The sequence below is a fragment of the Pseudomonas sp. GW821-FHT02A08 genome, assembly GCF_059422045.1.
The window spans coordinates 1-21,741 of record NZ_JBWKWD010000008.1; the positions used below are offsets into that span (position 1 = coordinate 1).

At 60.0% G+C, this 21,741-nt stretch carries 23 protein-coding genes; 8 read left to right on the forward strand and 15 right to left on the reverse strand.

Annotation, left to right across the window (positions count from 1 at the left end; translation table 11 throughout):
* Positions 1 to 271: 271 nt before the first annotated feature.
* A complete protein-coding gene (gene rlmF, locus AC07W4_RS07965; protein WP_495032078.1) occupies positions 272 to 1,297 on the forward strand; it encodes a 23S rRNA (adenine(1618)-N(6))-methyltransferase RlmF in 1,026 nt (341 codons plus the stop codon).
* A 194-nt stretch (positions 1,298 to 1,491) separates the two neighbouring features.
* Here rlmF and AC07W4_RS07970 read toward each other — a convergent pair whose 3' ends face one another.
* Positions 1,492 to 1,773, reverse strand: a complete 282-nt coding sequence (locus tag AC07W4_RS07970; protein WP_007905514.1) for an HU family DNA-binding protein — start codon at positions 1,771 to 1,773, stop codon at positions 1,492 to 1,494.
* A 396-nt stretch (positions 1,774 to 2,169) separates the two neighbouring features.
* Between AC07W4_RS07970 and yejK the strand changes: the two genes are divergently transcribed.
* Positions 2,170 to 3,174, forward strand: coding sequence for a nucleoid-associated protein YejK (gene yejK / locus AC07W4_RS07975; protein ID WP_008018580.1), 1,005 nt, complete (start codon positions 2,170 to 2,172; stop codon positions 3,172 to 3,174).
* A complete protein-coding gene (locus AC07W4_RS07980) occupies positions 3,174 to 3,524 on the forward strand; it encodes a glutaredoxin family protein (protein ID WP_495032079.1) in 351 nt (116 codons plus the stop codon). Before yejK ends, AC07W4_RS07980 begins: the two co-directional genes overlap by 1 nt.
* A gap of 107 nt (positions 3,525 to 3,631) precedes the next feature.
* Here the strand turns inward: AC07W4_RS07980 and AC07W4_RS07985 are convergent, their stop codons facing one another.
* The 9 genes from AC07W4_RS07985 to AC07W4_RS08025 form a co-directional block, all read right to left on the reverse strand.
* Positions 3,632 to 4,567 (reverse strand): glutathione S-transferase family protein, encoded by a 936-nt coding sequence (locus tag AC07W4_RS07985; RefSeq protein WP_495032080.1) that lies wholly within the window; start codon positions 4,565 to 4,567, stop codon positions 3,632 to 3,634.
* 88 nt (positions 4,568 to 4,655) lie between these two features.
* Positions 4,656 to 4,976, reverse strand: a complete 321-nt coding sequence (locus AC07W4_RS07990; protein ID WP_495032081.1) for a GIY-YIG nuclease family protein — start codon at positions 4,974 to 4,976, stop codon at positions 4,656 to 4,658.
* A gap of 40 nt (positions 4,977 to 5,016) precedes the next feature.
* The gene (locus tag AC07W4_RS07995) at positions 5,017 to 5,487 is read right to left on the reverse strand and encodes a nuclear transport factor 2 family protein (protein WP_495032082.1); all 471 of its coding nucleotides are present in this window, start codon (positions 5,485 to 5,487) and stop codon (positions 5,017 to 5,019) included.
* Positions 5,488 to 5,598: 111 nt separating this feature from the next.
* A complete protein-coding gene (locus AC07W4_RS08000) occupies positions 5,599 to 6,903 on the reverse strand; it encodes a CynX/NimT family MFS transporter (protein WP_495032083.1) in 1,305 nt (434 codons plus the stop codon).
* The gene (locus tag AC07W4_RS08005; RefSeq protein ID WP_008053475.1) at positions 6,893 to 7,552 is read right to left on the reverse strand and encodes a FadR/GntR family transcriptional regulator; all 660 of its coding nucleotides are present in this window, start codon (positions 7,550 to 7,552) and stop codon (positions 6,893 to 6,895) included. The genes AC07W4_RS08000 and AC07W4_RS08005 overlap by 11 nt, the downstream gene beginning before the upstream one ends.
* 173 nt (positions 7,553 to 7,725) lie before the next feature.
* Complete coding sequence (locus AC07W4_RS08010; RefSeq protein WP_008053474.1) at positions 7,726 to 8,490, reverse strand: amino acid ABC transporter ATP-binding protein; 765 nt, start codon at positions 8,488 to 8,490, stop codon at positions 7,726 to 7,728.
* A 28-nt stretch (positions 8,491 to 8,518) separates the two neighbouring features.
* Positions 8,519 to 9,616 (reverse strand): amino acid ABC transporter permease, encoded by a 1,098-nt coding sequence (locus AC07W4_RS08015; protein WP_095943796.1) that lies wholly within the window; start codon positions 9,614 to 9,616, stop codon positions 8,519 to 8,521.
* Positions 9,617 to 9,626: 10 nt separating this feature from the next.
* Positions 9,627 to 10,808 carry an amino acid ABC transporter permease gene (locus AC07W4_RS08020; RefSeq protein WP_495032084.1) on the reverse strand — a complete coding sequence of 394 codons (1,182 nt, stop codon included), beginning with the start codon at positions 10,806 to 10,808 and terminating at the stop codon, positions 9,627 to 9,629.
* A 65-nt stretch (positions 10,809 to 10,873) separates the two neighbouring features.
* Complete coding sequence (locus AC07W4_RS08025) at positions 10,874 to 11,905, reverse strand: amino acid ABC transporter substrate-binding protein (RefSeq protein WP_102698486.1); 1,032 nt, start codon at positions 11,903 to 11,905, stop codon at positions 10,874 to 10,876.
* A gap of 468 nt (positions 11,906 to 12,373) precedes the next feature.
* Between AC07W4_RS08025 and AC07W4_RS08030 the strand changes: the two genes are divergently transcribed.
* From AC07W4_RS08030 to AC07W4_RS08050, 5 genes are all read left to right on the forward strand, one after another.
* On the forward strand, positions 12,374 to 13,030 hold the full coding sequence (locus tag AC07W4_RS08030; protein ID WP_095943794.1) for an alpha/beta hydrolase: 657 nt from the start codon (positions 12,374 to 12,376) through the stop codon (positions 13,028 to 13,030).
* Positions 13,031 to 13,127: 97 nt separating this feature from the next.
* A complete protein-coding gene (rhlB, locus tag AC07W4_RS08035; RefSeq protein WP_495032085.1) occupies positions 13,128 to 14,618 on the forward strand; it encodes an ATP-dependent RNA helicase RhlB in 1,491 nt (496 codons plus the stop codon).
* Between the two features lie 123 nt (positions 14,619 to 14,741).
* Positions 14,742 to 15,686, forward strand: coding sequence for an ornithine cyclodeaminase family protein (locus AC07W4_RS08040; RefSeq protein ID WP_495032086.1), 945 nt, complete (start codon positions 14,742 to 14,744; stop codon positions 15,684 to 15,686).
* A gap of 148 nt (positions 15,687 to 15,834) precedes the next feature.
* The gene (locus AC07W4_RS08045; protein ID WP_495032087.1) at positions 15,835 to 16,962 is read left to right on the forward strand and encodes an NAD(P)/FAD-dependent oxidoreductase; all 1,128 of its coding nucleotides are present in this window, start codon (positions 15,835 to 15,837) and stop codon (positions 16,960 to 16,962) included.
* Between the two features lie 90 nt (positions 16,963 to 17,052).
* Positions 17,053 to 17,694, forward strand: a complete 642-nt coding sequence (locus AC07W4_RS08050; protein ID WP_008050155.1) for a helix-turn-helix transcriptional regulator — start codon at positions 17,053 to 17,055, stop codon at positions 17,692 to 17,694.
* 116 nt (positions 17,695 to 17,810) lie between these two features.
* On the opposite strand, the gene AC07W4_RS08055 is transcribed toward AC07W4_RS08050, so the two are convergent.
* The 5 genes from AC07W4_RS08055 to AC07W4_RS08075 form a co-directional block, all read right to left on the reverse strand.
* Positions 17,811 to 18,587 (reverse strand): ABC transporter substrate-binding protein, encoded by a 777-nt coding sequence (locus AC07W4_RS08055; RefSeq protein ID WP_495032088.1) that lies wholly within the window; start codon positions 18,585 to 18,587, stop codon positions 17,811 to 17,813.
* A 321-nt stretch (positions 18,588 to 18,908) separates the two neighbouring features.
* A complete protein-coding gene (gene moaE, locus AC07W4_RS08060; protein ID WP_007989960.1) occupies positions 18,909 to 19,361 on the reverse strand; it encodes a molybdopterin synthase catalytic subunit MoaE in 453 nt (150 codons plus the stop codon).
* 3 nt (positions 19,362 to 19,364) lie between these two features.
* The gene (gene moaD / locus AC07W4_RS08065; protein WP_008050148.1) at positions 19,365 to 19,607 is read right to left on the reverse strand and encodes a molybdopterin converting factor subunit 1; all 243 of its coding nucleotides are present in this window, start codon (positions 19,605 to 19,607) and stop codon (positions 19,365 to 19,367) included.
* Positions 19,604 to 20,077: a cyclic pyranopterin monophosphate synthase MoaC gene (gene moaC, locus AC07W4_RS08070; RefSeq protein WP_085724104.1), complete on the reverse strand. Its 474-nt coding sequence runs from the start codon at positions 20,075 to 20,077 to the stop codon at positions 19,604 to 19,606. Before moaC ends, moaD begins: the two co-directional genes overlap by 4 nt.
* Before the next feature lie 235 nt (positions 20,078 to 20,312).
* Positions 20,313 to 21,707 carry a PhoH family protein gene (locus AC07W4_RS08075; RefSeq protein WP_008050144.1) on the reverse strand — a complete coding sequence of 465 codons (1,395 nt, stop codon included), beginning with the start codon at positions 21,705 to 21,707 and terminating at the stop codon, positions 20,313 to 20,315.
* Positions 21,708 to 21,741 lie beyond the last annotated feature (34 nt).

A 21,741-nucleotide genomic window follows, 5' to 3' on the forward strand; every position in this document is an offset into this window, starting at 1 on the left:
TTGAAATACAAAACGCCCGATGCGGTGCATCGGGCGTTGGGGTGAAACAGGTGTAAACCTATTTCAGGACTAGACACTGCCACTTTCTTACATCCAATGAAGATCCCCCTGTGGGAGCGGGTTTACTCGCGAAGAGGTCATAACATTCGATATAAATATTGACTGAAAGTCCGCTTTCGCGAGCAAGCCCGCTCCCACATTTGGTCGGTGTTGCCCCACAGATGTGGGACAATGCCCGCCACTTTCAGCCATACCCGAATCGACCACCGCCATGACCGCCCCCCGCTCCCCCAAGCCTGCGCGCAAAAAGCCTGCCCCGAAGACCCCGGCCACGGCCGTCGCTCCGAAGGAGAAGGCCAGCCTGCACCCGCGCAATCGCCATCAGGGTCGCTACGACTTTCCGGCGCTGATCAAAAGCACCCCGGAACTGAAGAAGTTCGTGATCATCAATCCGTACGGCAAGGAAAGCATCGACTTCGCCAGCCCGGAAGCCGTGCGGGTGTTCAATCGGGCGCTTCTCAAGTCGTTCTACGGCATCGCTCACTGGGACATTCCGGCCGACTACCTGTGCCCACCGGTGCCAGGCCGTGCCGATTACGTGCACTTCCTCGCCGACCTGCTGGCCAGCGGCAATGACGGCGTGATTCCCCGTGGCGCCGCCGTGAAGGTGCTGGACATCGGCATGGGCGCCAACTGCGTGTATCCGCTGATCGGCTACAGCGACTATCGCTGGCAGTTTCTCGGTTCCGATATCGATGGGACCGCCATCGCCGCGGCGAAGGCCATCATTCAATCCAATGGCCTGAACAAAGCAATCCAGGTACGCCAGCAGAGCAACCCCAAGCAGATCCTCACAGGCTTGCTGGAGAGCACTGAGCGCTTTGACCTGACCATGTGCAACCCACCATTCCACGCCTCGCTGGACGAGGCTACGCGGGGCAGCACGCGCAAATGGCGCGCCCTGGGCAAGGCCGATCCAAAACGCAAGCTGCCGGTGTTGAACTTTGGCGGGCAAGCGGCGGAATTGTGGTGTGAGGGCGGGGAGGTGCGTTTCGTCACGCAACTGATCAGCGAGAGTGCGCACGTGGCACAACAAGTGCTGTGGTTCAGCACGCTGGTGTCGAAAGCGTCGAACCTGCCGGCAATCCAGAATGCCCTGACCAAGGCCGGAGCGCTGGACAGTCGGGTGGTGGAAATGGGTCAGGGACAGAAGCAGAGCCGCTTCGTCGCCTGGACGTTCCAGACCAAATCCGAACAGCAGGTCTGGCGCGAGCGCTGGGCACGTAAAGCTGAGTAACTGACCGACGCAGATCAACTGTGGGAGCGGGCTTGCTCGCGAAGGCGGTAAGTCAGTCGACTTCAATGGTGACTGACACACCGCCTTCGCGAGCAAGCCCGCTCCCACATTGGTTCAGCGGTGTTTGTGGTAAATCGCGCCCACAAAAAAACCGTGCCCGGATCGCTCCGGTGCACGGTTTTTTTTAACAAGTCTTACTTGTTAACAGCGTCGGTCAGGCCTTTGGCCACAACCAGCTTGATCACTTTCTTGGCAGCGATTTCGATGGCAGCGCCAGTCGAAGGGTTACGGCCGGTACGGGCAGGGCGCTCAGTCACTTTCAGTTTGCCGATACCTGGCAGAGTGATTTCGCCGCCGTTTTCCAGCTGATCGGCAACGATTTGGCCCAGTTGGTCCAGAGCGTTACGCGCGGTGGTTTTCGGCGCGTCGATAGCTTCAGCGATGTCGGCGATCAGTTGGTCTTTAGTAAGAGCCATTTAGTGTTCCTTCCCTATCAAATTCATATGGATTGCAGAGTGCAATGTCAGCCATCGAGCCCGATCTTCTGGATCTGGCACCCTCGGCCAAATAACCTCGGGATCGGGGTTATAGATACCGAAATCAGGGTTTGGTTCGACCTGACAAATGCTGACTGCACGCTTAACGCAGTGACTTCGCGCAAGACCGGGCAAAGCTAGCACACAGACGTGGAAATATCCGCCTCTAGCTACCCATTTGGTCAGCTTTATTGCGCTAAAACAGGAAAAAACTGCATAAGCGCCGTCGGTCGCCCGTCAATTGCCCTTCGTACCGCGCCAAAACCAGTGGTTGCGGTACACTGGGCGTTTTTTCGGGGGAGCACGCCCTCCTCTCTTCATTCAGCCGAGAAGCCCATGCCGATCCGTCATTGCATCGTCCACCTGATCGACAAAAAACCCGACGGCACACCTGCAGTTCTCCACGCCCGCGACTCTGAACTGGCTGAGTCCGCGGCCATCGAGAACATGCTCGCCGACCTCAACGAAAGCTATAACGCCAAACAGGGTAAAGCCTGGGGCCTTTTCCATCCGGAATCCGGCGCGTTCCCGTTCAGCGGCTGGCTGAAGGAGTACCTCGAGGGCGGCCAGGATTTCACTGCATTCAGCCGAGTGGCGGTCGAGCACCTGCAAAAACTGATGGAAGAGTCGAATCTGTCCGTCGGCGGCCATGTGTTGTTCGCACACTACCAGCAAGGCATGACCGACTACCTGGCCATTGCCCTGCTGCACCACAGTGAAGGCGTGGCCGTGACCGATGAACTGGACGTGACCCCGTCCCGTCACCTGGACCTTGGCCAGTTGCACCTGGCGGCGCGGATCAACGTTTCCGAGTGGCAGAACAACAAACAATCCAAGCAATACATTTCGTTCATCAAAGGCAAGAACGGGAAAAAGGTTTCGGAGTATTTCCGCGACTTCATCGGCTGCCAGGAAGGCGTCGACGGTCCGGGTGAAACCCGTACCCTGCTCAAGGCCTTCAGCGATTTCGTTGAAAGCGAAGACCTGCCGGAAGACGACGCCCGCGAGAAGACCAAGACCCTGGTGGATTACGCCAGCAGCCAGGCCAAGCTCGGTGAACCGATGGGCCTGGAAGAATTGTCGGGGCTGATCGACGAAGAACGCCCGAAGGCCTTCTACGATCACATCCGCAACAAGGATTACGGCCTGTCGCCGGAAATCCCGGCCGATAAACGCACCCTGAACCAGTTCCGCCGATTCACTGGCCGCGCCGAAGGCCTGTCGATCAGTTTCGAAGCGCACCTGCTGGGCTCGAAGATCGAGTACGACGAAGAAGCCGGCACGTTGATCATCAAGGGCCTGCCCACTTCGCTCACCGACCAGCTCAAGCGTCGCAACTGATGCTCGGCGGCGTACTGAAGAAATTCCTGCTGATCCTGCTGGTGGTCGTGGCCTATCAGAACTGGGGCAAGATCGAGCGGGTGTTCAATCCATCGCAAGTGGTGCCGGCGCAGACCCAGGCCAGGGCCAACGTCGTGCTCTACGCCACCGAATGGTGTGGTTACTGCAAGTTGACCCGGCGCTTCCTCGATCAGAAAGGCATTGCGTACAAGGAGTTCGACATCGAGAAGGATGCCGTCGCGCGCGGGGACTATCAGGCACTGGGCGGTGGTGGAATTCCGATCATCGATGTGAACGGGACGCTGATTCGCGGGTATGACCCGGATGCGATTCTGGCGGCACTGAAATAACCCTGTAGGAGCGAGCTTGCTCGCGAAAAAACCATGGGCGCCGCTGGGCATCCGGTTTTACGCGTTATCGTTCACGCTCTTCGCGAGCAAGCTCGCTCCTACAGTGGTCAGATGGCTTCGATCCGGAAACCAAACCGCGGGAAGTGCACATGCACCACACCGCCACGCTCGTCCTCTCGCCGTACAATCAGCTCCTCGCGGCCGGCAAACAACAACTCCCCTGCCACCGGATCCACGCCGTAGTCCGTGGCTGCGATCACTACCTGCTGCCCCGCCTTGAATCCATTGGGATCGACAAACTGCTCATCCGGCAAGGCCGCTGGCGTGGACGTACGCGCCACTGCCAGGGCCTCCTCGGAACTCATCTCGCTGGAGGCACCATGACCGAAGCCCAATACCCGCGCATGCCATGCATTGACTGCCGGATAAGCTTCGACCAGTGGAGCCGTCACCGGCGTGGCCTTGAGGAACCAGAGGCAATGAGCCAGGGCGAAGTCGGCAATCGACGGCTCGCCAAACAGGTAGTCACCCTCCTCGCGCTGCAACTGTTGCTCCAGACGCGACATGATCGTTGGCCACTGATGCCTGGCCTGTTCGGTAGACAATTTTGTCGCGCTACCACCATTGAAAAAACCGGCACGGTCGGCCAGAAACGCCTTGATCGCTTCCTGCGGTAAATTACCGAAGCGCACGGCAATCGATTCCGGCTGGAACACCAGGCTGACCGCATGCTGGAACACCACCGAATCAGCCCAGGTTGCAAACGATGCGGTGATCATTTCCTGACCTTCCGGGAAGAACGCCGGCAAGGTTTTTTCCTGCTCCAGTCGCCGGGCAATCAATGCCGTGTCGCAATAGATATCGGCACCGACCTGCAACACCGGTGTCTTGCGGTAGCCACCGGTCAACGCCGTGAGATCCGGTTTGGGCATCACTGGCGAGATCTTCACCGAACGCCAGGACAACCCCTTGAAACCCAGCAGCAGGCGGGCCTTCTCGGCAAAGGGGGACGTCGGGTAATGATGCAGAATCAACTCGGACATGCTCGGCTCCGCCGCAAGGATCAGGAACCAGCAGCTTAGCGCGCAATCACCTGGCAGCCTACAGATCCGCCTGATGGGAACTGATCAGTCAGAGTGATGAGCCAGGGGCTGCGCTCGTTGCGCTCGCCACCAGGCATTCCTTGGCGCTCTTCTTGAGTTTTTTGATCAGCCGCTCCTGACGCAACGCATCGCTTTTGTCACGACAGCGTTCGGTGTAGACCAGGGCCATTGCAGGGCTGGAAAGAAAGAATCGCGCGCCCTTGCCGCTTTGATGCTTGGCGAAGCGACGCACGGGATCATCGCTGATCCCACAATAGAGTGAACCGTTGGCCGCGCGAACGAGGTAGACGAACCAGGTTTTGCTCGCGGGGGTGTCGGCGTCGACAGGGCTTTCGCTGAGGGTGGTCACGTAACGATCAGGGCTTGAAAGGAAACAGGCCGCGATCTTATCAGCGACTGGCCTGGAATGCCTTCAGCCCCTTCAGGGCCTGCGAGCGAACGGCGTTGCGGACAAGTGGCGTCCAGCCCAGCAACAGGCCTTTGAAACCCAGGGCCTGACGCGACCATGTCCACAGGTCGAAACTGTCGTGATGCTCGCAGATCTTGCCATCGCGAAAGACAAAGCGTGCCTGGATGTCATTGACCACGGTATTGCCGGTCTGACTGAACAGATAGGTCGCGACCCAATGGGCGCTACCGGCACGATCATCGGCACGGACATGATCGAAGGTCAGGGAGAAATCCTTGGCACGCGTGGCGAGCATCCGCCACATGTCGCCGGCATCCCGGCCACGCAGCTCACCGAACGCCGGGTCACTGAATACCACGTCATCGGTGTAGCAGGCAGCCATGGCTTCGCCATCGAGGCGCTGGAAGGCCTGGTAAAAGCGGGTGATCAAGGCGCTGTGGACTTCACTCATGGGCAGACTCCCTGTTGTGCAATGGGTATCGAAAGATTGCCTGCACGATAGTCTGCAAATGGGTCGAACACTATCGGCATTCGCAAGACGAATACCGACAGTGTGCGGGGATCAGACCTTTTCGCTGTCGACCTGCACGTACAACGCACGTCCGGCCCCCAGGCCGGCGATGATCGCACCGAGGCCAATGACACCGAAGATCCAGCCCACGGCCGTCCAGCCGCCGGTCCAGTCATGCACGATGCCGACCGCGAACGGCCCCATGGACGCCAAGGTATAACCGAAACCCTGGGCCATGCTCGACAGGTTTGCCGCCACGTGGGAGTCCCGCGAGCGCAGCACGATCAGGGTCAATGCCAGGCTGAACGTGGCGCCCTGCCCCAACCCCAGCACAATCGCCCAGCCCCACAAGCCATCGATTGGCGCATACAGGCAGCCGAACAAACCGCCGAGGGTCAGCGCCATCACGATCACGATCGCCAGGCGCTGATCCTTGCCCCGTGTCGCCAGCCATGGCGCGGCGAGGGAACTGACCAGTTGAACGATCACCGAACCCGACAGCACCAGTCCGGCCTGGGTCGGGGTCAGGCCACGTCCGATCAGGATCGACGGCAACCAGCCGAACACGATGTAGGCCAGGGACGATTGCAGGCCCATGTACAGGGTCACCTGCCAGGCCAGCGGATCGCGTAACAATCCCCGAACCCGGTAAGCCACGTTGTGCGCGCCGTGTTTCTGGCCGACTTGCGGCAACCAGAACAGCGCAGCCGCCAATGCCGGAATGACCCAGAAACCGAGGCCCAGCGCCCAGCTCTTGTCAAAGTGTTCACTCAACGGCACGGTCGCACCCGCCGCCATTGCCGCGCCCAGGCACAGGGCCATGGTGTAGACACCGGTCATGGTCCCGGCCTGCTTCGGGAAATCGCGCTTGACGATGCCCGGCAGCAACACGCCGATCACGCCGATGCTGGCACCGGCCAGCACACTGCCGGCAAACAGGCCGATCTCACCGAACGAACTGCGCAGGATGATCCCGCACGCCAGGGTCAGAAGAATGCCCAGCACCACCCGTTCCGCACCAAATCGCCGTGCCAGCACGGGTGCCAACGGCGCAAACAGGCCCAGGCAAAGCACCGGCAACGTGGTCAGCAACCCCGCCGTGGACGCCGACAAGCCAAGGGACTTCGAGACCTCGCTGAGCATCGGCGCCATGCTCGACAACGCCGGGCGCAGGTTCAGCGCCACCAGAATCAGGCCCAGCAGCAACAACCACGGCCGCCGTAGAGCCGGGTGGGCCTGCTGGACCTGTTCGTCATCGACCTCGGCATCGATCAGCAGCTCCTCCAGTTCGGCCGAACGTTTTGAGGTTGTGGATAACTCACTGCGGTGCATGGGCTTCTCGGTTTCAAGGTTCATTGATCAACTGCCTCGACAGGGCTTTGGCCCGTTCCGGGTCGCGTTGCTCGACGGCATCGAGCAACTCGATGTGCAGGTCGAACACTTCCTGGCGGCGCGGGACGATGCTCAGGGTCTGGCGCAGTTGCGCGCCGACGATGCTGGAAAAATAGCGATACAACTCGCTGAGGGTCGGGTTGTGCGCGGCGTCCACCAGACGGCGATGAAACACCAGGTCGCAGGCGATGTAGGTGTCGAGATCGCCGTGATAGTGGCTGCCGCTGACACCCAGGGCCTCGCGCAATGCCACCAGGTCTTCGTCGGTACGGCGCACTGCCGCCAGGCCGATGGCCTCGACTTCGAGGATGTGCCGGGTTTCCCGGGCCTGCTCAAGGGAACAACGGGACAGTGCCTTCAAGGTATCGAGCGGATCGACCACAGCCCGCAGGTAACTGCCGTCACCCTGACGGATTTCGATCAACCCGGAAAACGCCAACACCCGCATGGCTTCGCGCACGGTGTTGCGGCTGATGCCCAGCTCGGCGGACAACTCAGGCTCGGTGGGCAAACGCTGGCCCACTACCCAAACGCCCTGATTGATGCGCAGGCGCAGTTGGTCCAGGGCCTGGTCAACCAGGGATCGTTTCACCAATGGAGAAATTTCTGACATGGAATTCGCCCTCTCATCCAATCATAGGATGAATTTTCTGACATGTTAGTCAGCTTAAGCTGCCCACACAACCCCTGTAGGAGCTGCCGAAGGCTCCTACAGGGTTGGGCACAAATCGCAGGCAAAAATAAACCCGGAACTCGGTCCGGGTTTATTTCAGTGCCTGGGGTCGATCAATGCAGGATCTGGCTCAGGAACAGCTTGGTCCGTTCATTCTGCGGGTTGTCGAAGAAGTCGTTCGGCGCAGCCTGTTCGACGATTTCACCCTTGTCCATGAAGATCACGCGGTTGGCCACGGTGCGGGCAAAGCCCATTTCGTGGGTCACGCAGAGCATGGTCATGCCGTCTTCGGCCAGGCCGATCATGGTGTCCAGTACCTCTTTCACCATCTCCGGATCGAGTGCCGAGGTCGGTTCGTCGAACAGCATGATCTTCGGTTTCATGCACAGCGCACGGGCAATCGCCACACGCTGTTGCTGGCCGCCGGACAGTTGTCCCGGGTACTTGTGCGCCTGCTCCGGAATGCGTACGCGCTCCAGATAGTGCATGGCGATTTCCTCGGCCTTGCGCTTGGGCATCTTGCGCACCCACATCGGCGCCAAAGTGCAGTTCTGCAAGATGGTCAGGTGCGGGAACAGGTTGAAGTGCTGGAACACCATGCCCACTTCACGACGGATCGCTTCGATCTGCTTGAGGTCGTTGGTCAGTTCCACGCCATCGACCACGATGCGGCCCTGCTGGTGTTCTTCCAGGCGGTTGAGGCAGCGGATGGTGGTGGACTTGCCGGAACCCGACGGGCCGCACAGCACGATACGCTCGCCCTGCTTGACGTTGAGGTTGATGTCCTTGAGTACGTGAAACTGACCGTACCACTTGTTCACGCCCTGCATCTGAATAATGCCTTCAGGGCTCACAGGCTGTTTGATTGCTTCGCTCATCACAAAACTTCCTAAATTAGGTAGCGACTTAGCGCTTGTGGCCAGTGTCGAGCTTGCGTTCCAGATGCATGGAATAGCGCGACATACCAAAACAGAAAATCCAGAACACCAGGGCGGCGAACACATAGCCTTCGGTGGCCATGCCCAGCCACTTCGGGTCGGCGGCGGCTTGCTTGACGCTGTTGAGCAGGTCGAACAGGCCGATGATGATCACCAGGCTCGTGTCCTTGAACAGCGCAATGAAGGTGTTGACGATGCCGGGGATCACCAGCTTCAGGGCTTGCGGCAGAATCACCAGGCCCATGCTGCGCCAGTAACCCAGGCCCATCGCCGCTGCCGCTTCGTACTGACCTTTTGGAATTGCTTGCAGACCGCCGCGCACCACCTCGGCCACGTAGGCCGACTGGAACAGGATCACGCCGATCAGCGCCCGCAGCAGCTTGTCGAAGTTCATGCCTTCAGGCAGGAACAACGGCAGCATCACCGAGGACATGAACAGCACCGTGATCAACGGCACGCCGCGCCAGAATTCGATGAAGGTCACGCAGACCACGCGAATCGCCGGCATGTTCGAACGACGGCCCAACGCCAGGACAATCCCCAGCGGCAACGCACCGGCGATGCCGACGGTAGCGATCACCAGGGTCAGCATCAGGCCGCCCCACTGGCTGGTCGCCACCGCGTCCAGACCCAATACGCCGCCATGCAGCAGGCACCAGGCAATGATCGGGTACAGCACCAGGAAGCTCAGCCCGTACACCGCCTTATGGTGAAAGCGCGAGATAAACAACGGCGCCACGCCGACAATCGCCAGCCACACCGTCAGGTCCACGCGCCAACGCAGTACCGGCGGGTAGTAGCCATACATGAACTGGCCGAAACGCTGCTGGATGAACACCCAGCAGGCGCCCTCCTTCGTGCAGTCGGCCTGACTGGTGCCGACCCAGTTGGCATCAAGGATCGCCCACTGCAGGATCGGCGGTACCACCAGGTAGATGAGGTAGAACGCGAACAGGGTCAGCAGGGTGTTGAGCCAGCTGGAGAACATGTTCGCGCGCATCCACGCCACCGCACCGATGCTGCGGTTCGGTGGCGGCATGTCAGGTTTGAAAGTATGAGTACTCATGCGCTTTTCCTTACCGCTCGATCAGCGCAATGCGCTTGTTGTACCAGTTCATCAGCAGGGAAATGCTGATACTGATCGCCAGGTACACGCTCATGGTGATCGCAATCACCTCGATTGCCTGGCCGGTCTGGTTGAGCACGGTCCCGGCAAACAGCGAGACCATCTCCGGATAACCGATACCGGCCGCCAGCGAGGAGTTCTTCGCCAGGTTCAGGTATTGGCTGGTCAGCGGCGGAATGATCACGCGCAGGGCTTGCGGGATGATCACCTTGCGCAGGGTCGGACCGTTGCGCAGGCCGAGGGAATGCGCCGCTTCGGTCTGGCCATGGCTGACCGACTTGATGCCCGAACGCACGATCTCGGCGATGAACGCCGCGGTGTATACGGTGAGGGCCAGGGTCAGCGCCAGCAGTTCCGGGATCAACACCCAGCCGCCGACGAAGTTGAAGCCTTGCAGCTTCGGCATTTCCCAGTGCACCGGTGCACCGAAAACCAGCGCGCACAGCGCAGGGATGGCCAGGAACATCGCCAGGCCGACCCAGAACTTGTGGAACGGCACACCGGTGGCTTCGAAGCGTTTGGTCGCCCAGCGGCTCATCAGCACGATGGCGACGATGGCGACTACAATGCTGGTCACAAACGGCCAGAAACCATCCGCCATCAACGCCGCCGGCATGTTCAGGCCACGGCTGCTGACATAGAAGGTGTCGCCGAAGTTATGACTGTTGCGCGGCCCCGGCATGGTCAGGAACACCGCGAAGTACCAGAACAGGATCTGCAGCAGCGGCGGAATGTTGCGGAAGACTTCCACATACACCGTCGCCAGCTTGGCGATGATCCAGTTCTTCGACAGTCGCGCCACACCGACGATGAAACCCAGGATCGTCGCCAGAATCACGCCGATGAAGGTCACCAACAGGGTGTTGAGCAGGCCGATGACAAACACCCGGGCGTATGTGTCCGCTTCGGTGTAGTCGATCAGGTGTTGAGCGATGCCGAAACCGGCACTGCGCTCCAGAAAGTCGAAACCGGAGGTAATACCCCGGTGTTGCAGGTTGGTCTGGGTGTTATCGAACAGATACCAGCCCAGCGAGACCACCGCGATAATCGTGATGATCTGGAATACCCAAGCACGCACGCGTGGATCGCTGAGGCTGAGCCTCTGCTTTGGTGCGCCGATTGAATTTTGCATGAAGTGCCCCGGAAATAATGGAACAGAACATCACCCGGTGGTTGGCCCACCGGGTGATAGAACCATCAGCGCACTGGTGGTGCGTATTGAATGCCGCCAGCGTTCCACAGAGCGTTCAGCCCGCGGTCGATTTCCAGCGGAGTGCTCTTGCCGAGGTTTTTCTCGAACACTTCGCCGTAGTTGCCGACTTGCTTGACGATCTGCACGACCCAGTCTTTCTTCACTTTCAGGTCTTTGCCGTATTCACCGTCGGTACCGAGCAGACGGGCAACGTCAGGGTTCTTGGTGCCCTTGGCTTCGGCTTCCACGTTCTTCGAAGTGATGCCGGCTTCTTCAGCGTTGAGCATGGCGTAGCCAGTCCAGCGCACGATGGCCAGCCACTCGTCGTCGCCATTACGCACGACCGGGCCCAGGGGTTCCTTGGAAATGGTTTCCGGCAGAACCACGTAGTCCTTCGGTGAAGCCAGCTTGCTGCGCTGGGCGAACAGCTGGGACTTGTCGGAGGTCAGTACGTCGCAACGACCGGATTCCAGCGACTTGGCGCTCTCGTCGGAGGTGTCGAACGTGATCGGGGTGTATTTCAGGCCGTTGCCGCGGAAGTAGTCGGAAACGTTCAGTTCGGTGGTGGTACCGGCCTGGATGCAGATGGTCGCGCCGTCCAGCTCTTTAGCGCTTTTCACGCCCAGCTTGTTGTTTACCAGGAAGCCGATGCCGTCGTAGTAGGTAATGAAGCCCGGGAATTTCAGGCCCATGCCCGCGTCACGGGAGCTGGTCATGGTGGTGTTGCGCGACAGAATGTCGATTTCGCCGGACTGCAGCGCGGTGAAGCGCTCCTTGGCGTTCAACTGGCTGAACTTGACCTTGGTCGCGTCGCCGAAGACAGCCGCTGCTACTGCACGGCAGTAGTCAGCATCGATACCCACGATCTTGCCGGTGGAATCCGGAACCGAGAAGCCTGGCAAGCCATCGCTGACGCCACACTGCACGAAACCTTTCTTCATCACTGCATCCAGGGTTGCGCCCGCCTGGGCAAACCCGCTGACACCGAGTGCTGCGGCTGCAGTCACGATAGCCAGGGTGGATTTCAACATCTTCATTCAAACCTCCAGTTTTGCTCTTGTTGTGTCGGAGCGTGAGTCCTGTCGCACCCTTTTGAGGCGTAGTCGACCCGTGTTGGCTTGTTTTGGGGTCAACCGACGTAAGACGTTAGCTATGAGTCTAGTAGGAGAAAATCCACGTCATGGAAAACTCGCTCTCACCAGTCGGCCGAACGGGCTGTAGCCCTTTCACGTTCGCGAAGCCCCGTAGCGGCCATTGGCGAACATCCATCACCGGATTCATTGCTATCCCACAGTCGGCAGTACACTGATAGTGTTACCGCCGGGCGCGAGATGGGTTGCACCGTTTCCCCATAGCAAAGCCCGTACCACACCGCTCGCCGAAGCGGTTCAACTGCAGGTCAATAGCAAAACTTGTACGCTTGCGACACTTTCTTAACGGATCAACCTGACGCGCACTTTGATCACGCACTTAAATGTGCGCGCACGCACAACATTGGAGCAGACATGACCGAGCCCTTGATTCTTCAGCCCGTAAAGACCGCAGACGCCTGCGTTATATGGCTGCACGGCCTGGGCGCCGATCGCTACGACTTCCTTCCGGTGGCCGAAGCGCTGCAGGAAACCTTGCTGAGTACCCGCTTCGTTCTCCCGCAGGCACCGCATCGCCCTGTCACTATCAACGGCGGCTACGAGATGCCGAGCTGGTACGACATCCTGGCCATGAGCCCGGCGCGCGCGATCAACCGCGAGCAACTGGAAGAGTCGGCGAACCGCGTCATTGAACTGATCGAAGTGCAGCGAGCCAGCGGAATAGACGCCTCGCGGATTTTCCTGGCAGGTTTTTCCCAGGGCGGCGCCGTGGTTTTCCACACCGCGTTTCTGAAATGGCAGGGACCACTGGGTGGTGTAGTTGCCCTTTCTACTTATGCACCGACCTTCAGCGACGAACTGCAACTGTCCGCCAGCCAGCAGCGGATCCCGGTGCTGTCGATGCACGGCCAGTATGACGATGTGGTGCAAAACTCGATGGGGCGCAGCGCCTACGAGCATTTGAAACTGCGTGGTGTCACCGTGACATGGCAGGAATACCCAATGGGTCACGAAGTGTTACCCGAAGAAATTCGCGACATCGGCGTCTGGCTCGCCGAGCGCCTGCGTTAAGCATTCTGTTTAAAAGCGCCCTTTGATCCATCCCACTACGCCGCGCCCGATTCTTGCATTACACTGGCCGGCGTACATTCCTTAATCAATTGATGAGATGACCGTGCTCAAAGCACTCAAGAAAATGTTCGGTAAAAGCGAGACTGAGCAACTCGCGCCAGTTCCCAGCCCTGCGTCTCACGCTCCCGGCCACCGCACCGACGGTATTCAGTCTGAACGAGCCACCGCCACGGCGGCACCCAAGCATGAGCCGAAGACCGCAATGGCTGACCTGCCTGTGGCGACAACAGCCCAGGAGCAGCCGCTCAGCGAAACGCCGAAACCCGCCAGACCACGCCGCGAACCCAAGCCAAAGGCACCGGTCATTCCATGGAAACTCGAAGACTTCGTCGTCGAGCCCCAGGAAGGCAAGACCCGCTTCCACGATTTCAAGCTGGCCCCTGAACTGATGCACGCCATCCAGGACCTGGGCTTCCCGTATTGCACGCCGATCCAGGCCCAGGTACTGGGCTTCACCCTCGCCGGCAAAGACGCCATCGGCCGCGCCCAGACCGGTACCGGCAAGACCGCGGCGTTCCTGATCTCGATCATCACCCAGTTGCTGCAAACCCCGCCGCCGAAAGAGCGCTACATGGGTGAGCCACGGGCACTGATCATCGCGCCGACCCGCGAACTGGTGGTGCAGATCGCCAAGGACGCCGCCGACCTGACCAAGTACACCGGCCTCAACGTCATGACGTTCGTCGGTGGCATGGACTTCGACAAGCAGCTCAAGCACCTCGAAGCCCGCCACTGCGACATCCTCGTGGCCACGCCGGGCCGCCTGCTGGACTTCAACCAGCGCGGCGACGTGCATCTGGACATGGTCGAAGTAATGGTGCTGGACGAAGCCGACCGCATGCTCGACATGGGCTTCATCCCGCAAGTGCGCCAGATCATTCGCCAGACGCCGCCGAAGTCCGAGCGTCAGACGCTGCTGTTCTCCGCGACCTTCACCGAAGACGTGATGAACCTGGCCAAGCAATGGACCACCGACCCGTCGATCGTCGAGATCGAGTCGCAGAACGTGGCCAGCGAAAACGTCGAGCAGCACATCTACGCGGTGGCCGGTGCCGACAAATACAAACTGCTCTACAACCTGGTCAACGACAACGGTTGGGAGCGGGTCATCGTGTTCGCCAACCGCAAGGATGAAGTGCGGCGCATCGAAGAACGCCTGGTGCGTGACGGCATCAACGCCGCGCAATTGTCCGGCGACGTGCCGCAGCACAAGCGCATCAAGACCCTCGAAGGCTTCCGCGAAGGCAAGATCCGCGTACTGGTCGCCACCGACGTGGCCGGTCGCGGCATCCACATCGACGGCATCAGTCATGTGATCAACTTCACCCTGCCGGAAGTGCCGGACGACTACGTGCACCGCATCGGGCGTACCGGGCGCGCCGGTGCCGACGGCGTGTCCATCAGCTTTGCCGGTGAAGACGACTCCTACCAGCTACCGTCCATCGAAGAACTGCTGGGCCGCAAGATCAGCTGTGAAACGCCACCGACGCATCTGTTGCGGGCGGTTGAACGCAAGCGTCCCCATTAAACGACGCTGAAAAGACAAGCGCAGCCGGAAACGGACTGCGCTTTTTTTTCGCCTGGATATTGCGACAGATATCTAAAAGTCCATAATGGACAAATTAGTTTACTTCCAGCTCCGGAGCCGACCATGTCCAGCACGCCCCAAGTGATCCCCCAAGCCCAGGCTCGCGAGCTACTGACGCAGGTCGATGTGCCGCAGATCCTGCGCAAACTGTTCCGCGACCTGGCCGCCGGGCAGGCCGTACAACCGGCACAGCAATTGGTGGAGTTTCCACAGGGCGCCGGCGATTTCATCAACTACCTGGGCGTGTTGGCCGAAGACGGTGTGTACGGGATCAAGACTTCGCCCTACATCGTCCGCGAACAGGGGCCATTGGTGACGGCGTGGACGCTGTTGATGTCGATGCAAACCGGCCAACCGCTGCTGCTGTGCGATGCCGGCGAACTGACCACGGCACGCACCGCTGCGACCACCGCCGTAGCGGTCGATGCCCTCGCGCCGCTCACAACCAATCGCCTGGCCATCATCGGCAGCGGCAAAGTGGCTCAGGCGCACCTGCACTACGTGAAAGGCCTGCGCGACTGGCAGAGCATCAGCCTGTACTCGCCGAGCTTGAGCGAAGACGCTGAAACCGTGAGCCTGCTGAAAAACATCGAGCCACGCCTGAACATCGTCGACAGCCGCGAAGCTGCCGTTCAGGACGCCGACGTGATCATGCTCTGCACCTCGTCCGCCGGTCCGGTGATCGATCCATCGAGCTTGCGCAAACCGGCGCTGATCACCTCCATCAGCACCAACGCGCCGCGTGCCCACGAAGTGCCGCCGCAAAGCCTCAACAACATGCAGGTGTTCTGCGACTATCGCCTGACCACCCCGGGCTCGGCCGGTGAAATGCTGATTGCCGCCGAACGGCACGGCTGGGACAAGGGCGCGATTGTCGGCGACCTGCCCGACCTTCTCAGCGAAAAAGTCCTGCGCCCCGATTACGATCGCCATGTGTTTTTCCGCTCCATCGGCCTGGGCCTGGAAGACATTGCGCTGGCCAATGCGATCTATCGCCTCACGCACTAACACCAACAGTCACCTGTGGGAGCGAGCTTGCTCGCGATAGCTATCTGTCATTCAGAAATGATGTTGACTGATACACCGCCATCGCGAGCAAGTTCGCTCCCACAAAGGCACCGACTTCATTGGCATTTGCGCTCTAAAGGAGACGTTCATGAGCCAGGCAGATTTCATCATCATCGGCGGCGGGATTGCCGGCGCTTCCACGGGTTTCTGGCTGTCGCAGCACGGCCGCGTTATTGTGCTCGAACGCGAATCCCATCCGGCCTATCACTCCACCGGCCGTTCGGCTGCGCTGTACACCGCAGCCTACGGCACCCCGCAAGTGCGGGCGTTGACCCTGGCCAGCCGGGACTTTTTCGACAACCCGCCCAGCGGTTTCTGCGAACACCCGCTGCTGACCCCGCGGGGCGAAATGACTGTGGACTTGACCGGTGACCCGGAAGAACTGAACAGGCAATACCAGAGCGCAAAAACCACGGTGCCGCAGATGCAATTGCTCGGCGTCGACGAGGCCTGCGCGCTGGTGCCGATCCTGCGCCGGGAAAAAGTCCACGGCGCCATCTACGACCCGACCGCCAGCGACATCGACACCGACGCCCTGCACCAGGGCTACTTGCGCGGCATCCGCCGCAATCAGGGCGAGGTGCATACCGACAGCGAAGTCGTCAGCCTGAACCGCGACGACCAAGGTACATGGCACGTCCAGACCGGCAGCCAGACCTTCAGCGCGCCGATCATCATCAACGCCGCCGGCGCCTGGGCCGACAAGATCGGCGAACTGGCCGGCGCGAAGCCACTTGGGCTGCAACCAAAACGCCGTGCCGCGTTCATCTTCGCCGGCCCCGAAGGCGTGGACATCCACCATTGGCCGATGCTGGTCAGCCTCGACGAATCCTTCTACATGAAACCCGACGCCGGGATGTTCCTCGGCTCACCGGCCAACGCCGACCCGGTGGCCCCCCACGACGTGCAGCCTGAAGAACTGGACATTGCCATGGGCATCTACCAGATCGAAGAAGCCACCACCCTGACCATTCGCCGCCCAACCCGGACCTGGGCCGGCCTGCGCAGCTTCGTCAGCGACGGCGACTTGCTGTCCGGCTTCGATCCACAGGTGCCGGGGCTGTTCTGGGTCGCGGCACAAGGCGGTTATGGCATCCAGACTTCACCTGCCATGGGCCAGGCCAGCGCGGCACTGGTGCGCGGCGCAGCATTGCCCGAGTCGCTTGGCCGCTTCGGCCTGAGTGCCGAAATGCTCTCCCCCGCCCGCCTCGGCTGATCCTGATCCTCAGGTGACGTGTCCACACGATTACGGCACACTTTCAGCGCCCCTTTGACGGGGCGCTGACGCTGCCTGGAGTTCCACTGTATGAACGCCCCCGAAAAAGACTCGGCCCCGAACACTGCGTCGCTGGATAACTACCGGGCGATCGCCGATGCCATCGCCACGCTGTTCTTTCCCCACGCCGAAGTGGTGCTGCACGACCTGCGCACGCAAAAGGTCGACTACATCGCCAACAACCTGTCCAAGCGGGAAATCGGCGACGACTCGGCGCTGGAAGACATGCTCAGTGACGATGTCAGCGAACGAAACATCGGGCCGTACGAAAAGCTCAATTGGGATGGTCAGAAGATTCGCAGCCTCAGCACCGTGCTACGGGACAGCGAAGGTCGTCCGCTGGCGGTGCTGTGCATCAACCTGAATATTTCGCTGTTCGAGAATGCCAAGGCCGCCCTGGACCTGTTCCTGTCGCCGACCAAGCTGATCCCGCAACCGGATGCACTGTTCCGCGATGACTGGCAGGAGCGGATCAACACCTTCCTCCACGCCTGGCTGCGCGAACGTCAGTTGAGCCTGAATCTGCTGACTCGCGACCACAAGCGGGAACTGGTGCTGGCGTTGCACGCCGAAGGCGCGTTCAAAGGCAAAAGCGCGTCGAACTATGTGGCCAATGTGCTGAACATGGGCCGGGCGACGGTGTACAAGCATTTGAAGGAATTGAAGGGCTAGGCCCTGAAGCTTGTGCTGTCTGATCTGGCCTCTTCGCGAGCAAGCCCGCTCCCACACTGGATCTTCGTCTTATGGAGATCAAATGTGGGAGCGGGCTTGCTCGCGAAAGCTATAGATCAGTCGCCGTAGATATCCGACTTGAAGTACTTGTCCGAAATCTTCTGGTACTCACCACTGGCACGAATGCCATCAATGGCCGTGTTCAGCTCGCTGACCAACTCGGTATTGCCCTTGCGCACTGCGATCCCGGCACCCTCGCCCACATACTTCGAGTCTTTCAGCTCCGGCCCGACAAAGGCGTAGCCCTTGCCACGGGGCATCGACAGGAAGTCATTGAGTGGAATGGTGTCGGCAAAAATCGCGTCAAGGCGGCCGGCTGCCAGGTCCATGTAGATTTCTTCGTTGTTGCTGTAGCGCTTGACGTTGATGCCCTTGGGTTCGAACACCTCGGTGGCGTAACGGTCGGTGGTGGTGGCGCGCTGCACACCGACAGTCTTGCCCTTGAGGCTGGCGTACTGGTCATCCACCACCGCGCCATCCTTCATCACCAGACGCGACGAAGTGAAATAGTACTTGTGAGTAAAGTCCACCGACTTCTTGCGGTCTTCATTGATGGTCATGGACGACAGCGCCATGTCGATTTTCTTCACCTTCAGGGAAGGAATCAGACCGTCGAACTCGCCTTCGACCCACACACACTTGGCCTTCATCTGCGCGCACAGGGCGTTGCCGATGTCATAGTCGAAACCGACGATTTCGCCTTTGTCGGTTTTCGAGGCGAACGGTGGATACGCCGCTTCGATACCGATGCGCAGGGTTTTCTCGGCGGCGAACACTGAGCTGCACGCCAACAGGCTCAGGGCCAGACCGGTGATGAGGGGGAACTTCTTCATGTTCGTTTTCTCGCGGTTGTTGTTGGTTTGGCAAGACGGAAGAAAAAGCTGAAACGGGTGGAAACCTTTTTTGTACTTATAATTCCATCTTGGACTTTTATGTATTGGTCGTCAATCGGGCAAATGCAGACCGTGCCGGCCGATGGTCGGGTGGTGGTTCTGCAAGGTATTGGGTGAGTCAGATGGCCCATTCGCGAGCAAGTCGGATCGCCGCACCGCCGCTCCCACAGTGGATCTGGTTGAACACAGATTTTGTGTACGACACAGAACCCTGTGGGAGCGGGCTTGCTCGCGAAGGCTGACTTGAGAACGCCGCAGGAGTTACTGCTTCCAGCGATCCGCCGCCGCATGATCACTGTCACGCCCCTCAACCCAACGCGGCCCGTCACTGGTGTTTTCTTTCTTCCAGAACGGCGCACGGGTTTTCAGGTAATCCATGACAAAGGCGCAGGCGTCGAATGCCGCCTGACGATGGGCACTGGCCGCGCCAACGAAGACAATCGGCTCGCCCGGTTCCAGGGCGCCAATACGGTGCAACACTTCCAGCTTGAGCAAGGGCCAGCGCTGTTCAGCCTCGATGGCGATCTTGCCGAGGGCCTTTTCGGTCATGCCCGGATAATGTTCGAGGAACATCCCGGCGACGTCCAGGCCGTCATTGAAGTCGCGCACGTAACCGACAAAACTCACCACTGCACCCACGCCGACATTGGCGTCGTGCATGGCGTTGACTTCAGCACCCGGATCGAACGCTGTGGACTGCACGCGAATGGCCATGGCTCAGCCTCCGGTCACAGTCGGAAAGAACGCCACTTCATCGCCCTCGCTGACCGGCTCGTCGAGCTGGCACAGGTCTTCGTTGCGGGCGCACATCAGGTTTTGCTCGGTCAGCACCTCGGCACCGTCACGTTGGGCCAACAGTGCGCGGACGTCGTCGACGGTGGCGAAGTTGCCCTCCACTTTCACCGAGTCCAGACCCAACGCTTCACGATAACGGGCAAAAAACTTCACGGTCACGTTCATGGCTGCTCCGCCTGGAAATGTCCGCTCTTGCCGCCGACCTTCTCCAGCAGACGCACGCTTTCGATGGTCATGCCACGGTCCACGGCCTTGCACATGTCGTAGATCGTCAGCGCGGCGACGCTGGCGGCGGTCAGGGCCTCCATCTCGACGCCGGTCTGCCCGGACAGCTTGCAGCGCGCCACGATGCGCACCGAATCGTCGCCTTCGGCACTCAGTTCGACCTTGACTCCGGTCAGCATCAGCGGATGGCACAGGGGAATCAGATCGCTGGTTTTTTTCGCCGCCTGAATGCCGGCAATGCGCGCCACGGCAAACACATCACCCTTGGGGTGACCGCCGCTGACGATCATCCGCAGGGTTTCGGGCAGCATGCGCACCAGCGCTTGGGCCGTCGCCTCACGGAACGTCACGGCTTTTTCAGTGACGTCGACCATGTTGGCGCGGCCTTGGGAATCGAGATGAGTCAGCACGGGATTACTCCTGATCAGGAGCATCGATTGTAAACCTGCGGGTCAATTTTTCGCACGCACGATTGTCGGCCCACCACAAACCGATGTGGGAGCGGGCTTGCTCGCGAAAGCGGTGGGTCAGTCGATGCATGGGTGACTGATCCACCGCTTTCGCGAGCAAGCCCGCTCCCACAGGGGATTTTGTGTCGGGCAGAAAAACCGGGCGGCTGTTGGGCCGCCCGGTTTCGGTGGACAGTTACAAATGCGATTCGGCGTATTCGGCCAGGATCGAACGTGGTACCCCTTGCAAGGTGATGTGCACCCCGTTCGGGAAGTCCTTGAAGCGTTCAGTGAGGTAGGTCAGCCCGGAGCTGGTCGCGGACAGGTAAGGGGTGTCGATCTGTGCCAGGTTGCCCAGGCACACCACTTTGGAACCGGCGCCGGCACGGGTGATGATGGTTTTCATCTGGTGCGGCGTGAGGTTCTGGCATTCGTCGATCAAAATCAGGCTCTGCTGGAAGCTGCGGCCCCGGATGTAGTTGAGGGATTTGAACTGCAACGGCACTTTGCTGAGGATGTAGTCGACGCTGCCATGGGTGCTTTCGTCATCCATGTGCAAGGCTTCGAGGTTGTCGGTGATGGCGCCCAGCCACGGCTCCATTTTTTCCGCTTCGGTGCCGGGCAGAAAGCCGATTTCCTGGTCCAGGCCCTGCACGCTGCGGGTGGCGATGATGCGGCGATAACGTTTGCTGACCATGGTCTGCTCGATCGCAGCGGCCAGCGCCAGGATGGTTTTACCCGAGCCCGCGGCACCCGACAGGTTGACCAGGTGGATGTCCGGATCGAGCAAGGCGTACAGCGCCAGGCTCTGATAGATATCACGCGGCTTGAGGCCCCAGGCTTCCTGGTGCAGCAGCGGTTCCTGGTGCAGGTCGAGAATCAGCAAGCGGTCTTCTTCAATCTCCTTGATCCAGCCGACAAAGCCCTGTTCATCAATGATGAACTCGTTGATGTGCACCGCCGGCAGGTTGTCGATCAATTGCACCTGATGCCAGGTGCGGCCGTGGTCCTGACGGGTTTCGACCTTGCTCACGCGGTCCCAGAAAGAGCCGGTCATGTTGTGGTAGCCGTTGGGCAGCAAGGACACGTCATCGACCAGTTGGTCGGTGCTGTAGTCCTCGGCCGCGATCCCGCAGGCCCGCGCTTTGAGGCGCATGTTGATGTCTTTGGTGACCAGCACCACGGGCTTCTTCGGGTCGCGCGCGTGCAGGTCGATCAGTTGGTTGATGATTTTGTTGTCATTCAGGTGCTCGGGCAGAATCAGGTTCGGCTCGGCATGCTTGCTCATCAGAATTGACAGCAAACCCTTGGGTCCGCTTTTGCCACGCTGGATCGGCACACCCTGCTCGACATCCTCGGGTGAGGCATCGCCCAGAGTCTTGTCGATCAGGCGGATGGCCTGGCGGCATTCGGCGGCTACGCTGTGATGCCCGCTCTTGAGCTTGTCGAGCTCTTCAAGCACGGTCATCGGGATCGCGACGTGGTGTTCTTCGAAGTTAAGCAGCGCGTTTGGATCGTGAATCAATACGTTGGTATCGAGTACATAAAGGATTGGCTGGTTGGAAGAAGAGCTACGTCCGTGATCATCCATACTCGGTCACCTTTGTGGGAGCCATTCGACGCAA